This is a genomic window from Micromonospora sp. NPDC005686 (genome assembly GCF_042871665.1).
Lineage (GTDB): Bacteria > Actinomycetota > Actinomycetes > Mycobacteriales > Micromonosporaceae > Micromonospora.
In genome coordinates, this window is sequence record NZ_JBIAIY010000003.1 from 336,130 (window position 1) to 350,413 (window position 14,284).

Here is a 14,284-nt window from a genome sequence, read left to right on the forward strand (position 1 = left end):
CGGGCCCGCCGGTCGTCCACGGGGCGGCCGGCGGGCTCTTTCAGCTCATATTGGCGTTATGTCGCTTTTGACTCACTAGGCTCCAAGGTGTCATCCAGCCCGTGACCCGGGACGTCCGGCGCTGCCCGCCACGCGTGGGCCGCGTCCCGCCGTCCGGCCGGCTGGACCCGGTCGCCGGCACCCACAGGGATGCGTGAGTCACGATGATGGACGCGGACACCATGGTCCTGCCCCGGCTCGGGGACGCCCCGGTCGAGGACCCGTGGGGCGAGGACCGGCCGCGCCGGGCAACCGCCCGATCCGCCGCCGCGCTGACGTGGTGGCGCGTCGCGGCGTGGCTGGTGCCGGCGGCGCTGATGGGCGTGCTCGGCGCCGCCCGGATCACCGCGTCGGGACCGAGCGCCGAAGAACTCGTCACCCGCCGCGCGGCCACGTCGCCCCGGCCGGGCGTCGGCGCCGCGCTGACCGGCGACGATGTCGCGCTCGGACCGTACCACCTGCTCATGCGCGGCTGGGTGGAGCTGGCCGGCGCGGCGGACCTCGCGTGGCGCGTACCGTCGCTGCTGGCCATGGTCGGCGCCGCGGCGCTCGTCGGCGCGCTCGCCGCCCGGATCGCCACGCCCGCCGCCGGCCTGCCGGCCGGGGTGATCTTCGCGGTGCTGCCCACCTCGATCCGGTACGCGCAGGAGGCGCAGCCGTACGCCCTGGCGGTCTTCGCCGCCGTGCTCGCCACCTGGCTGCTGGTCCCCACGCTCGGCCGGCCGCGCCCGCGGCGGCTGGCGCCCTACGCGGGCGCGGTGCTGCTGCTCGGCCTGTGCCAGCCGGTGGCGTTGCTGCTGCTCGCCGGCCACGGCTGGGTCGTGCTGGCGTTCCGTCGCCGCCATGCCGTCCGGTGGCTGGCCGCCGTGGCCCTCGGACTGCTCCCGGTCGCCGCGCTGTTCGCCGTCGGCCTGCGCGCCGGCGGGCACCTGGCGTCCGGGGTGCGACCCGGCGCCGCCGTGCTGGCGGCCACGCCCGGGGATCTCTTCGGCGTCGCCGCGCTCGGTGGCGTGCTGGCCGGGCTGGCCCTGTTCAGTCTCCCGTTGCGGTACCCGGCGGCGGCCTGCACCGCCTGGGCGCTGGTGCCGGCGCTCGGCCTGCTGGCGCTGGCGCAGGTGATGCCGGTCTGGTCGGCCGTGAACCTGCTGTTCACGGTGCCGGCCTGGGCGGTGCTCGCCGGGGTCGCCCTGTCCCGGGCGCGGACTGTCGGCACCCTTGCCGTGCCGGCGCTCGTCGCGCTGCTCGCGGTGGCGGCGCAGCTCCCGTCGTGACTGTCGACAAACGGGCGATGTCTGCCTGATTATCCGTTTTGCGGGTGATTGTCGGCTTAGCATTCGGTCGGCTCCTGAGCCGGATGCAGACCATGGGGGGAAAACGTGGCCGTCGCCGCCGATACACGCCCGTCCCGCGCCACGACGGCCGGGACGCCGGGTGCCCGCCCGGCCGCGCCCGCCCCGCCCGGGGCGCCCGCAGACCCGGACCGCCGGCAGCGCAACGTCAGCGCCCGTTTGGCGTACGCGCGCTGCGGCGCCACCGCCGGGCCGCTGCGCCCGCCCCGCCGCCCCGACGCGGCGGTCGAGTTCCGCCCCACCGCCTCGGTGGCCGCGCGGCTGGTGCTGACCGTGCTGGTGCTGGTCAACAGCGCCGCCGGCCTGATCTTCGTCGGCTGGCTGCTGCTGCCCCGGCACGTGCCCGGCCCGGGCGTCGTCGGGCTCGGCGGCTGGCAGACGGCCGCCGCCCGGCTCGCGTTCTGCGTCGTCGTCGGCGTCGAGCTGATCCGCCTGGCGCAGAACGTGGTGGTCTGGGTGTTCGCCTTCCACGCCCGGGACCCGGTCCCGGTCGACCCGCCGGTCGGCCTGCGGGTCGCCCTGCTCACCACGATCGTGCCGAGCAAGGAGCCGATCGAGGTCGCCGAGCGGACGCTGCGCCGGCTCCGGGAGATCGTCTACTGCGGGCACGTCGACGTGTGGATCCTCGACGAGGGCGACGACCCGGCGGTCCGGGCGATGGCCGCGCGGCTGGGCGTACGCCACTTCACCCGCAAGGGCCGGCCCGAGTACAACCGGCCCGGCGGCGAGTTCCGGGCCCGGACCAAGTCCGGCAACCACAACGCCTGGCGGGCCGAGCACGAGCACCGCTACGACGTCGTCGCGAACGTCGACCCCGACCACGTGCCGCTGCCGAACCTCCTGGAACGCACGCTCGGCTACTTCCGCGATCCGGACGTCGCGTTCGTGGTGACCCCCCAGGTGTACGGCAACATGCACCAGAACTTCGTCGCCCACGGCGCCTCGGTGCAGCAGTACCTCTACAACGGGCTGATCGCCCGGGGCGGCAACGGCCTGGACGCGCCACTGCTGACCGGCACCGGGCACCTCTACCGCCCGGCGGCCTGGCGGACCGTCGGCGGCTACCAGGACTCGATCATCGAGGACCACCTCACCAGCATCCGGGTGCACGCCGCCGTCAACCCGGCCACCGGCAACCGGTGGAAGGGTGTCTACACCCCGGACGTGGTGGCGCTCGGCGAGGGGCCGACCTCCTGGGCGGACTACTTCAACCAGCAGAAGCGCTGGGCGGCCGGGATCTGCGAGATCCTGCTCCGGCGCGACCTGCGTACGCCGCGCGACCTGCCGTCGCGCCGCCGCTGGCAGTACCGCCTGCTCCAGTTCTACTACCCGAGCGTGGCGGTGAGCCTGCTGCTGGGCAACGCCGCCACCGCGTTGTACCTGCTGACCGGCGTCGACGCGGGCCGGCTCGACCCGCAGGTCTGGGCGACGCTGTGGGGTTGCACGATCGGCACCTGGTTCCTGCTCTGGCTGTGGCTGCGCCGCTTCAACATCGCCCCGCACGAGCGGGAGGAGGTGGGCATGGCCGGCATGGCGCTGGCCCTGTTCGCCGGACCGGTCTACGTGGCCGCCGCGGTGGGCGCCCTGCTGCGCCGCAAGCTCGGGTTCGTGGTCACCGCCAAGGGCGCGCTGCGCACTGTGGAGTCGGTGCGCACGTTCCGGCTGCACCTGTGCTGGGCGTTCGCCGCCGCCGGGCTGCTCGCGGCGAGTTTCGCGCTGGATCACGACTACCCGCTGCTGCGGGTCTGGCCGGCGCTGACACTGCTGACCGGGCTCGCACCGCCGCTGATCTCCTGGGTGGAGAGCCTGCGGGCCCGCCGGGTCCGGGCCGCCGACACGGTCCGTGAGCCCCAGGTGGTGCCCCGGGCAGTGACCGACGGCGGTGCGCCGTGCTGAGGCCGACGCTGCCCCGGGTGGGTCTGGCGCTTGCCGGGTTGCTGCTGCTCGCGTACGCCTTCGTGGTGGCGCCCGGCGCGTGGCGCGACCCCGGCGCCGGCGCCTCGGCCCGGCGGCCCGCCCCGGCGACGCCGCAGGCGAGCACCGACGTGCCGGCGGCGGTCGTGCCGAGCCCGCGCGGCGGCCCGTTCCCCCCGGCCGGGCAGGCGTTCCTCGGGGTGATGACCGACAAGGGCCCGTACGACTTCGCGCCGGTCGACCGGTTCGCCGAGGCGGCCGGGCGGTCGCCGCAGGTGATGCTCTTCGGCGCCGACTGGGCGTCGGCCGAGTTCGACCGCACCCTGTTCGACCGGATCGCCGAGCGGGGCATGATGCCGATGCTCGGCTGGGAGCCGTGGGACCACACGGTCGACCGGGCGGCCCGGCGCACCGGCCTGACCGACCGGCAGATCGACCGGCTGCGCGCCACCCAGCCGGACTACCGGCTGGCGCGCATCGCGGGCGGCGACTTCGACGCCTATCTGAGCTCCTGGGCGCGGGGGATCCGGTCGCTGGGGTACCCGGTCGCCATCCGCTTCGGACACGAGATGAACGGCGACTGGTATCCCTGGTGTGAGCGGGCCAACGGCAACCGCCCGGGCGACTACGTACGGGCCTGGCGGCACGTGCACGACGTCTTCACCGAGGCCGGCGCCACGAACGTCACCTGGGTGTGGAGCCCGAACGCCCGCTGGGACAAGACCACCGCCGGGCTCACCGGCCTCTACCCGGGCGACGGGTACGTCGACTGGGTCGGCGTCACCGGCTACTACGGCAGCGGCGCGTTCACCAGGACGTACTGGTCGTTCGACCAGATCTTCGGCCCGACGATCGCCGAGATCCGCAAGGTCACCGGCAAGCCGCTCGTGGTCACCGAGACCGGCGCCGCCGACGCGGCCGGGTACAAGGCGCGGTGGATCCGGGACACCTTCCGCGCCCTGCCCCGCTATCCGAACCTGATCGGGCTCATCTGGTTCGAGGTGGACAAGGAGAAGGACTGGCGCATCGCCGGTTCCCCGGCGGCGGCGACCGCGTTCGCCGAGGCGGTGGCCGTCCGGCGCTACGACGTGACCTGGTCGCCGGCGGTACGGCCGCGCACCGGGCCCTGATCCCCTACCGGGCCCGGCCGACCTGCCATGCCGGACGGCGCGGTTCACCGAGGGACCGGTGATTTCGCCGATGCGGGCCAGCGGCCCGGGCGCGGATGCTGACGCATGTCGATGTAATTCCGGCGCAAGGAGTAACCGACGTGCCCACCACCCGTTCCCGTACCCCCGTCCGTGCCCTCGCCCGCCTCGCCGTGGCGGCGCTGCTCGCCACCGGCGGAGCCCTCTCCGTCCCGGCCGCGGCGAACGCGGCCAGCCCCTACGAGCGCGGCCCGGCGCCCACGAGCGCCGTCCTGGAGGCCAGCCGCGGCCCGTTCGCCACCTCGTCGATAAACGTCTCCTCGCTGAGCGTGACCGGCTTCGGCGGCGGCGTCATCTACTACCCGACCAGCACCGCCGAGGGCACCTTCGGCGCGGTCGCCATCTCGCCCGGCTACACCGCCTCCTGGTCCAGCCTGAGCTGGCTCGGACCGCGGATCGCCTCGCACGGTTTCGTGGTGATCGGCATCGAGACCAACACCCGGCTGGACCAGCCGGACAGCCGGGGCCGCCAGCTCCTGGCCGCGCTGGACTACCTGACCGAGCGCAGCTCGGTGCGGGGCCGCATCGACTCCTCGCGGCTCGCCGTGGCGGGGCACTCGATGGGTGGCGGCGGCAGCCTGGAGGCCGCGGCGGCCCGGCCGTCGTTGCAGGCCGCCGTCCCGCTCGCGCCGTGGAACCTGGACAAGACCTGGTCCGAGGTGCGGGTGCCGACGCTCATCATCGGCGGCGAGACCGACAGCGTGGCGCCGGTGGCGACCCACTCGGTCCCGTTCTACAACAGCATCCCGGCGTCCTCGGAGAAGGCGTACCTGGAGCTGGACGGCGCGAGCCACTTCTTCCCGCAGACGACGAACACGCCGACGGCGAAGCAGATGGTGGCCTGGCTGAAGCGGTTCGTCGACGACGACACCCGCTACGAGCAGTTCCTCTGCCCGGGTCCGAGCGGGTCGGCGATCCAGGAGTACCGCAACACCTGCCCCAGCGCCTGAGCCCGTCCGCTCCCGGGGTGGTCGCCACGGCGACCACCCCGGGAGCATGTCTGCCTCTTTTCCGACGGGTTGCCCATCTGTGACACTGCATGCATGGTTTCTGCATCGACAGTGCATATAGCCTTGTGGGGGCGGGACGACGAGCGCGACGCGATCCGCCGGCTCCTCGACCGCGACGACGGCGGCGCGCTGCTGTTCCACGGGCCGCTCGGCTCCGGGCGCAGCACCCTGCTGGCGTACGCCCGCGGGTGCGCGGGGGAGCGCGCCGTGCTCACCGGCGTCGGCCTGGCCGACGAGGCGACACTGCCCTACGCCGGGCTGCACCGCCTGCTCGACCCGGTGCTGGACGCGGACGCGGCCCTCCCGGTGCGGCAGCGCCGGCTGCTGCGCCGCGCGCTCGGCGGCGACGGGTGCCCGGCCGAGCAGCGGCTGGCCCTGGCCGCGGCAGTGCGTTCCCTGCTCGCCGCGGTAGCGGTGGACCGGCCACTGCTGTGCACTCTCGACGACCTCGACGCAGGGGATCCGCAGAGCGCCTGGACGCTCGCCGTGGTGGCTCGCCGGCTGCGCCGGCTGCCGGTGGCACTGCTGCTGACCGCGACCGCCCCGGCCACCGTCGACGGCGTACCGGCCCATCGGCTGCGTCCGCTGGACGCCGACGAGTGCCGGGCGATGCTCGCCGGGCTCCGGGACCGCCCGCCCGCGCCGGTGGCCGCCGCGCTGGCCACGCTCAGCCGGGGCAGCCCGGCCGCGCTCGCCGACCTGGCCGGCACGCTCACCCCGGCCCAGTGGCGGGGTGAGGCGTCGCTGCCCGACACCCCGCCGGTGGACGGCGCGCTCGCCGCCTCGTACCGGGCCCGCCTGGACCGGTTGCCGGTCCCGACCCGGCGGATGGTGCTGCTCGCCGCGCTGGACCCCGGCGACGACCCGGGCATCCTGGTCCGCGCCGCCTGGGCGACCGGCCTGACCGTCGAGGCGCTCGCCCCCGCCGAGGCCGCCGGCCTGCTGCGGACCGGGCCGGGCGGGGTGACGTTCCCGCACCCGCTGGCCCGCACGATGATCACCGCCGTCGCGCCGCTCGCCGACCTGCGCGCGGCCCACCTGCTGCTGGCCGGCACGCTGGCCGAGGGCCCGCTGGGCCGGGCGCTGCGCCACGCCATCGCCGCCGACTGTCCGTCCGACGTGCTCGCTGCCGAGCTGGCCTCGGCTGTCGACGAGGTGCCGGACCGGGCCGCCGCCGCGGTAGTGCTGCGCCGCGCCGCCGAGCTGAACCCCGACCCCGGGCGCGCCGCGGAGCTGACCATCGCGGCGGCGCGCTGCGCCTGGACCGCCGGCGACCCGGACCGGGCGCGCGGGCTGCTGCGGCGCGTGCCTGCCGGATCACCCTCCGCCAACCTGGTGCGCGGCGACATGCAACTGCGCTGCGACGCGCCCGCCGACGCGGTCGCCACGCTGCTGGCCGCCGCCGACGCGGTCGCGCCGGTCGACCGGCGAGCCGCGCTGCTGGCGCTGGTTCGGGCCGGTGAGGGCATCTGCGTCACCGGCGACCAGTACCGGTACGCCGAAGTGGCCCGCCGCGCCGAGGCGCTGCGGCGGCCCGGCGACCCGCCCGGCCTCGACCTGCTGGCCACATTCGCCTCGGGCGTCGGGGCGACGCTGCGCGGCGACCACGCGCGCGGCGGCCCGGCGCTGCGCCGCGTCGTCGTCCTCGGCAGCCGGCTGACCGGGCCCACGCTCACCCCCGGCGCGCTGGTCTGCGCCGCCGCGGCGGCCCTGCTGGTCGCGGTGGACGCGCCCGCGCACCGCCTCGCCGGCCGCGCGGTGGAGGTGGCCCGCTCGCGCGGCGAGCTGTCCCTGCTGCCCCGGGCGCTGGAGCTGCGGGCCGTCGCGGAGTACTGGCTGGGCCGGCACGAGGCCGCGGCGCAGACCGCCCGCGAGGGCGTGCGCGCGGCCCGGGCCACCGGTCAGCACGTGTGCGCCCAGGTGCACCTCGGCATCCTCGCCGTGCTGGCGGCGGTCCGCGCCGACCGGGACGCCGCGCTGGCCCGGATCGCCGAGATCGGGGACGGGGCTGCGCCGGGGAGCCGGCCGGACGCGTACGCCAGGTGGGCCCTCGGCGTGCTGGATTTGATCGACGGCCGGTACGCCGACGCGGCGGCGCGGCTGTCCGAGCTGGCCCGCACCGGCACCGGCCGGGGTCAGGTGCTGGTCCAGGTGATGGCCACGCCGTACCTGGTGGAGGCCGCCGCCCACGACGGCGGGCGGCCGGCCGCCGCGCTCGCCGTGTTCGACCACTGGGCCAGCAGCACGGCGAGCCCGTCGCGGCGGGCCCTCGCCGCGCGCTGCCGGGCGCTGCTCGCCCCTCGTGGCGGCCCGGAGGCCGAACGGGAGTTCCACGCGGCGCTGCGGCTGCACCCGGCCGACACCGACCGGTTCGAGCGTGCCCGCACCGAGCTGCTGTTCGGCCGCGAGCTGCGCCGCCGGCGACGGCCCCGGGACGCCCGGCCGCACCTGCACCGGGCCCGGGAGGCGTTCACCCTGCTCGGCGCCACCGTCTGGGCCGACCGGGCGGGCGAGGAGCTGCGCGCGGCGGGGGAGTCGGTCGGGCCGGTGCGGCCCGGCCCGGAGCAGTTGCTGACCGGCCAGCAACTGCACATCGCCCGGTTGGTCGCGGAAGGAGCGACCAACCGGGAGATCGCCACCCGGATGTGCCTGTCCACCCGGACCGTCGACCACCACCTGCGCAACGTCTTCCACCGGCTGGGCGTGCGCTCGCGTACCGAGCTGGCCCGCCTGCTGGCCTGATCGCCGGGCCGGTCCGGCGCTCCCGGCCCGGGTCAGCGCAGCGCGGCCACCGCGGCGTCCGCGCCGCCACGCCAGAGCACGCCGGCCTCGGCGAACCCGGCCGCGCGCAGCGCGTCCAGGTGCCACGCCGCGGGCGGGCTCCACTCCGGGCTGTGCCCGGTCGGGTAGATCTCCCGCCGCTTCTTCACCAGCGGCCCGAGCACCGGGTCGTCGGCGGCCTGCACCCACCAGTCCGGCCAGGACAGCGCCGCACCGGCCCGGTGCCGGGCGTCTCGCCGTGCCTTCGCCAGTGCGCCGAGACGGGCGGCGAGCGTCGGCATCGTGTCGTCGGGCATGTGGTCGGCGTTGACGAACACGCCACCGGGACGCAGCACGTCGCGGATCTCGCGGTACAGCTCGGCCAGGCGCGGAGCGTCCACCCAGTGCAGGGCGGTGGCGGTGAGCACCGCGTCGTAGTCCCGGTGCGGCAGCACGGCGGCCCAGTCGGGCCGGTTGAGGTCGGCGGTCACCACGGTGGCCCGCCCGGACAGCGCCGCCCCGGCGAGGGTGAGCAGCACCGGGTCGAGGTCGAGCACCGTGACCTCGGCGTCGGGCCGGCGGGCCAGGGTCCGCAGGCTGATCGACCCGGTGCCGCCGGCCAGGTCGAGCACCCGGGGCGGCCGGTCACCGGCGACCGCCTCGACGGCGTCGAGCATCGCGTCGAAGCGGTGCTCCCGGTCCGGCATGAACGTCTCCTGCTGGCGGTCCCAGCTCTCCTGCCAGGCACGCACATCCAGGTCGTAAGGAGTCATGCCGCTGACGATAGTTACACGTCGCGGTCCTGTCGAGGCTTGTTGCCAAAGTTTTGCAATAAGAGCGGGCCGTCCCGGCGCCGTCACCGGGACCGGACGCGCGCCGGGGCGACGGTGACGAGCGGGTGACGCGCGCTGCGGCAGGGTCGCGGCACGACGACGGCACCGTCCGAGGGGGCTGCATGATCAGAACGATGCTCCGGCTGCGCGCGCGCCCCGGCTGCGAGCCCGCGGTCGGACCGGCGTTCGAGACGGTCGCCGGGCAGCTCGGCGCGCTGGCCGGCAACCTGCGGCACGAGTTGCTGCGCGACGCCCTCGACCCGCGCGGCTTCGTCGTCGTCACCGAATGGACCGACGAGGTGGCGCTGCGCGCGTACCGGCGGGGGCCGGTGGCGGCCCGCCTGGCCGACCTGCTCCGGCCGCTGACCGAGCCGGCCGACGATCCCGGATATCCGCTTCTGCGGGAGACCGGGGACGGCGACGGCCCGGTCTACGTGGACGTCGAGCTGACCGTGCCGCTCGACCGGCTCGCCGAGTTCCACCGCGGCTACCCCGAGGTGCTCCGGCGGATGACCGCCATCCCCGGTTACCGCCGCGAGCAGTTGCTGCGCCAGCCCGGTTCGGACATCCACCACATCTTCGCCGAGTGGGACGGCCGCGCGCCGTTCCTCGCCTGGATCGGTGACCCGGCCCACGCCTCCGCGCAGGCCGGGCCGATCGCGCCGTTCCTTCTCGACATCCGGCGTCGGCTGTTCCACGTCGTTCCCGACGTGGACGGCCGCCGACACCCCACTACGGGCTGGGAGGCCGACGTGCACAGGACAACAGACGTACTCGTCGTCGGGGCGGGACCCACCGGGCTGACCGCCGCCGTCGAACTGGCCCGGCGGGGCATCGGCTGCCTGGTGATCGACAAACAGGTCACCCCGCCCGGCCACGCGGACAAGGCGATCGGCGTGCACTGCCGCACGATGGAGATCTGGGAGGAACAGGACGTCGTCCGGGAGGCCATGGACGCCGGCATCTGGCTCACCGGCAACATGGTCTTCGTCAACGGCGCGCAGACCCACCGGATGAGCTGGGAGCTGCCCGGCCTGCCGTACGCCCACCTCGGGCTGCCCCAGTACGAGACCGAGCGGATCCTCACCGGCCGGCTGGCCACACTCGGGGTGCGCCCGCAGCGTGGCGCCGAACTCGTGGACTTCACCCAGGACGCCGACGGTGTGACAGCCACCGTCCGCACCGCCGACGGCGGCACCGAGACGGTACGCGCGGCGTACCTGGTCGGCGCCGACGGCGCGCACAGCCGGGTACGGGAGCGGCTCGGGCTCACCTTCACCGGCGGGCTGGGCCGGTTCCCGCAACTGTTCATGCTGGTGGACGTCGACGTGGACTGGGACATGCCGGACGGGCACCTGCTGCGGTTCCTGCACATGACCGACGGGCAGATGGACGGGATGCTCGTCTGTGTGCCGCTGCGCGGCGAGCACCGCTACCGCATCGCCACCCTGGCCCCGCCCCGGTTCTTCGCCCAGACCGGCGGGCGCGACGCCCCGCCCGGTTTCAGCGAGGAGCTCGACGAGCCGACCATCGAGGACGTGCAGGCCGCGCTGGACCGCCTCGCGCCACCTGGCACCCGGGCGACCAACCTGCGCTGGTCGTCGGTGTTCCGGATCAGCCACGGCATCGTCGACCGCTACCGCGACGGCCGCGTGTTCGTCGCCGGGGACGCCGCCCATCTGCATCCGCCCGCCGGTGGCCAGGGCATGAACACCGGCATCGAGGACACCTGGAACCTGGCCTGGAAGCTGGCGCTGGCGGTACGCGGGCTCGCCGCGCCCGGTCTGCTGGACAGCTACGAGACCGAGCGCCGCCCGGAGGGCGAGGAGATCGTCGGTCGGGCGGTACGGATGGCCGGCACCGAGGAGGTGGACCGCGCCGACCTGGAACGGCAGTTCCTCCAGGAGATGTCGATGCTGCTCAGTTACGCCGGCAGCCCGCTGGTCGGGGAGACCGTCGCCGACCCGGCCGCGCTCGGCGACGCGCCCCGCCCCGGTGACATCGCGCCCGACGTGGACGGGCTGCGACGGCGCGGGGTGGGCCACCCGCTGCGGCTGCGCGACCTGACCCGGGGCACCCGGCACGCGCTGCTGCTCTACGCCGACCGCACGGCCGACGCGGGGGAGCTGGCCGCGTTCACCGGCCTGTGCGCCGACGCGCGCCGGCTCGCCGGTGGGGAACTCGACGCGTACCTGCTGCTCGACCCGGACGCCGACGAGCCGCGACTGCTCGACCCGCCAGTGGTGCGTGACGCCGGGCGCCGCTTCCGCGCCGCGTACGGGCTGGACGGCACCGGCCTGTACCTGATCCGCCCGGACGGGCACGTCGGGTTTCGGGGTGCCCCGGTCGACCCGGACGCGCTGCGCAAGCACCTGCACCTGGTGTTCGGGAGCGCGAGGTGAGCCGGGTCCGGACGGTGCTGTCGATGCGGACCCGGGAGGGCTGCGAGGAGCGCTTCGAGGCCGAGTGGCTCACCGCCGCCGAACAGATCCGCACGCTCGACGGCTGCCTGCACCAGGACCTGGTCCGCGACGCCGACGACCCGCGCAGCTACCTGATCATCAGCGACTGGGCGGACCGCGAGCGGCTGGACGCGTTCGGCCGCAGCACGCACCGCGACCGGCTGCTGAGCATCATCCGCGAGCTGCGCGAGTCCGCCGACCGGCACACCTACCAGGTGCTGCACAGCGTGACCGGCGAGATGAGGGAGGGGCGATGACCGACGACGTGGTGCCGGCGAGCCAGCTCTACACCGACGCGTTCGCGGCCGACCCGTACCCCGCGCTGGCCCGGCTGCGCGCGGACCGGCCGGTCTGCCCGGTCGGCTCGCCGCGCTTCGACTCCTGGCTGATCACCCGCTTCGACGACGCGCGCACCGCGCTGACCGACCCGCGCCTGTCCAAGGACCTGTACGGCCCGGAGCAGCACTACCTGAAGATCTTCGGCCCGAACTCCGAGGGCCTGAACCGCAACATGCTCAACTCCGACCCGCCCGAGCACACCCGGCTGCGCCGGGTGGTGTCGCAGGCGTTCGCGCCCCGGCGGATCGAGGCGCTGCGCCCCCGGGTGGCGTCGATCGTCGAGCAGCTCATCGACAAGATGGCGCCGCACGGCGAGGCGGACCTGATGCACGAGTTCGCCATCCCGCTGCCGATGACAGTCATCTGCGAACTGCTCGGGGTGCCGCCGGCCGACCACGACCGGGTGCTCGACTGGACCCAGGTCATCCGCACCTCCGGCTCCGGCAGCCGGCCGCCGGAGCAGGAACGGGCAGCGGTGCAGGAGGCCCAGCTCCGGTTGCACCACTACCTGGCGGACCTGGTCCGCGCCAAGCGCGACGACCCGGCCGACGACATCATCGCCGCGCTCATCAAGGCGGTCGACCGCGACGGGACGCTGTCCGAGGCGGAGCTGGTCACCACCACGTTCCTGCTGCTGTTCGCCGGGCACCAGACCACCGCCGACTTCCTCGGCAACGCCGTGCTGGCCCTGCTCACCCACCCCGAGCAGATGGAGTTGCTGCGCGACTCGCCGCGCCTGCTGCCCGCGGCGATCGAGGAGCTGCTGCGCTTCGACGGGCCGCTGCCGGTGGCCAGCCCGCGCATCGCCACCGAGGACGTCGACTACCAGGGCGTACGCATCCCGCGCGGCGCGATCGTCGGGGTGGCGATAAACGCGGCCAACCACGACCCGGCGCACTTCGCCGACCCGGACCGGCTGGACCTGCGCCGGGTCCGGGGCCCGCACCTCGGTTTCGGGCACGGCGTCCACTACTGCCTGGGCGTCTCGCTGGCCCGGATGGAGGCCGAACTCGCGCTCGGCGCGCTGCTGCGCCGGCTGCCCGGCCTGCGCCTGGGCGTGCCGCTCGCCGAGGTACGCCGGCTCCCCGCCGCCTCGCCGTTCCGCGGTCTGCTGGAACTGCCTGTCACCTTCACCGTCTGACGGCGCCGCCACCTCGCGCCGCCGCCCCCGTCGCAATCACCAAGGAGCAGTCATGGTCTTCCGCAACGTGATCGTCTGTCACATGGTCCCCGGCAGCGAGCAGATCGTCGGCGGCGTGTTCGGCCACTACGACCAGGCCACCCGCCCGCAGGATCTGGGCGTCATCGGCCGGTACCTGCTGTCCCACCACGATCTCTACATCCACGTGATCGAGCGGGAGCAGGACCCGCGTATCTCCGGGCAGACCCGAGGGCTGCCCGCCTTCCAGAAGATCGCCGAGGAGATCGGCCCGTACGTGACTCCGTACCCGCGCTACTGGAAGAACCCGTCGGACTCGGTGGCGAAGGAGTTCTACCACTGGGCGCCCGAGGGCGAGCCGCCCGCCGACACCACGCTCACCGTGATCGTCGGGCGGATCAAGCCCGGCGCCGAACCGGACGTCGCGCGGGTCTTCGCCGAGTCCGACGCCGGTTCGCTCCCGGCCGACCTCGGCGTCACCGGGCGGTGGCTCTACTCCATCGACGACGTGTACGTGCACCTGCTCGAACAGGAGTCGTCGGCGGCCGAGGCGACCCGGGACCGGCACGGCGACAAGCCGGCCTTCGGCAAGGTGATGCAGGATCTCGGCCCGTACATCGAGCCGTACCGGCCGGAGCAGTGGCAGGGCCCGCAGGACTCGCTGGCCACCGTCTTCTACCGCTGGCAGGCCCAGGACTGAGCCCTCCCGTCGCCCGGGAGCGCGGAAACGCCACCCCCGCTACCGGCCGTACGCCAGGCTGGGGCGGGGGTGCCGGGTGTCGACGAAGGAGATCGTCCAGCACGTCGGGGCGCTGCTGGACCTGGCCGGGGTGCTCGTCATCGCGGCCGGCGTCGCGGTCGCCACGGCGGTGTTCGCGGTGCGCTGCGCCCGGACCCGGGCGGTGGTCGCGCACTACCGGGCGTACCGGCAGGGGGTCGGCCGGGCCATCCTGCTCGGCCTGGAGTTCCTGGTCGGCGGCGACATCATCCGTACGGTCGCGGTGTCGCCGACGTTCACCAGCGTCGGTGTGCTGGCGCTGATCGTGCTGGTCCGCACGTTCCTCAGCTTCTCCCTCGAGGTGGAGCTGGACGGCCGCTGGCCCTGGCAGGGCCGCCCTCCGGTGGACCGGCCGAGCGTGGGTGCCCGGCCCCAGCGCTGACCGGACGCCGCCGATTACCCCCTGGGGGTATGGTGGTCGGCGGAGGTGACG

At 74.9% G+C, this 14,284-nt stretch carries 11 protein-coding genes; 10 read left to right on the forward strand and 1 reads right to left on the reverse strand.

The features are described from left to right. Positions 1-203: 203 nt before the first annotated feature. The 5 genes from ACFYON_RS08645 (at position 204) to ACFYON_RS08665 (ending at position 8,262) form a co-directional block, all read left to right on the forward strand. A complete protein-coding gene (locus ACFYON_RS08645; protein ID WP_354863973.1) occupies positions 204-1,310 on the forward strand; it encodes a glycosyltransferase family 39 protein in 1,107 nt (368 codons plus the stop codon). A gap of 105 nt (positions 1,311-1,415) precedes the next feature. Further along, positions 1,416-3,284, forward strand: coding sequence for a glycosyltransferase family 2 protein (locus tag ACFYON_RS08650; RefSeq protein ID WP_354863971.1), 1,869 nt, complete (start codon positions 1,416-1,418; stop codon positions 3,282-3,284). Between the two features lie 17 nt (positions 3,285-3,301). Next, positions 3,302-4,432 (forward strand): glycosyl hydrolase, encoded by a 1,131-nt coding sequence (locus tag ACFYON_RS08655; protein WP_354863969.1) that lies wholly within the window; start codon positions 3,302-3,304, stop codon positions 4,430-4,432. Between the two features lie 140 nt (positions 4,433-4,572). Then, positions 4,573-5,460, forward strand: a complete 888-nt coding sequence (locus ACFYON_RS08660; RefSeq protein WP_354863967.1) for an alpha/beta hydrolase — start codon at positions 4,573-4,575, stop codon at positions 5,458-5,460. A 93-nt stretch (positions 5,461-5,553) separates the two neighbouring features. Continuing rightward, on the forward strand, positions 5,554-8,262 hold the full coding sequence (locus tag ACFYON_RS08665; protein WP_355014840.1) for a LuxR family transcriptional regulator: 2,709 nt from the start codon (positions 5,554-5,556) through the stop codon (positions 8,260-8,262). 32 nt (positions 8,263-8,294) lie between these two features. Here the strand turns inward: ACFYON_RS08665 and ACFYON_RS08670 are convergent, their stop codons facing one another. Beyond that, positions 8,295-9,053, reverse strand: a complete 759-nt coding sequence (locus tag ACFYON_RS08670) for a class I SAM-dependent methyltransferase (protein WP_354863963.1) — start codon at positions 9,051-9,053, stop codon at positions 8,295-8,297. 182 nt (positions 9,054-9,235) lie between these two features. Between ACFYON_RS08670 and ACFYON_RS08675 the strand changes: the two genes are divergently transcribed. The 5 genes from ACFYON_RS08675 to ACFYON_RS08695 all read left to right on the forward strand — a co-directional run bounded on the left by ACFYON_RS08675 (position 9,236) and on the right by ACFYON_RS08695 (position 14,233). Then, positions 9,236-11,515, forward strand: coding sequence for an FAD-dependent oxidoreductase (locus ACFYON_RS08675; protein WP_354863961.1), 2,280 nt, complete (start codon positions 9,236-9,238; stop codon positions 11,513-11,515). Then, positions 11,512-11,832 carry an antibiotic biosynthesis monooxygenase family protein gene (locus ACFYON_RS08680; protein ID WP_354863959.1) on the forward strand — a complete coding sequence of 107 codons (321 nt, stop codon included), beginning with the start codon at positions 11,512-11,514 and terminating at the stop codon, positions 11,830-11,832. Before ACFYON_RS08675 ends, ACFYON_RS08680 begins: the two co-directional genes overlap by 4 nt. Further along, entirely contained in the window at positions 11,829-13,055 is a 1,227-nt protein-coding gene (locus ACFYON_RS08685; RefSeq protein WP_354863957.1) for a cytochrome P450, read from the forward strand. Before ACFYON_RS08680 ends, ACFYON_RS08685 begins: the two co-directional genes overlap by 4 nt. A gap of 52 nt (positions 13,056-13,107) precedes the next feature. Continuing rightward, a complete protein-coding gene (locus ACFYON_RS08690; protein WP_354863955.1) occupies positions 13,108-13,773 on the forward strand; it encodes a TcmI family type II polyketide cyclase in 666 nt (221 codons plus the stop codon). Positions 13,774-13,849: 76 nt separating this feature from the next. After that, positions 13,850-14,233: a DUF1622 domain-containing protein gene (locus ACFYON_RS08695; RefSeq protein WP_354863953.1), complete on the forward strand. Its 384-nt coding sequence runs from the start codon at positions 13,850-13,852 to the stop codon at positions 14,231-14,233. The last annotated feature ends 51 nt before the right edge of the window (positions 14,234-14,284 follow it).

Coding starts and splice junctions, on each gene's coding strand:
- ACFYON_RS08670 (WP_354863963.1), bottom strand. CDS start 9,053: ATGACTCCTTACGACCTGGATGTGCGTGCCTGGCAGGAGAGCTGGGAC.
- ACFYON_RS08675 (WP_354863961.1), top strand. CDS start 9,236: ATGATCAGAACGATGCTCCGGCTGCGCGCGCGCCCCGGCTGCGAGCCC.
- ACFYON_RS08645 (WP_354863973.1), top strand. CDS start 204: ATGATGGACGCGGACACCATGGTCCTGCCCCGGCTCGGGGACGCCCCG.
- ACFYON_RS08685 (WP_354863957.1), top strand. CDS start 11,829: ATGACCGACGACGTGGTGCCGGCGAGCCAGCTCTACACCGACGCGTTC.
- ACFYON_RS08665 (WP_355014840.1), top strand. CDS start 5,554: ATGGTTTCTGCATCGACAGTGCATATAGCCTTGTGGGGGCGGGACGAC.
- ACFYON_RS08690 (WP_354863955.1), top strand. CDS start 13,108: ATGGTCTTCCGCAACGTGATCGTCTGTCACATGGTCCCCGGCAGCGAG.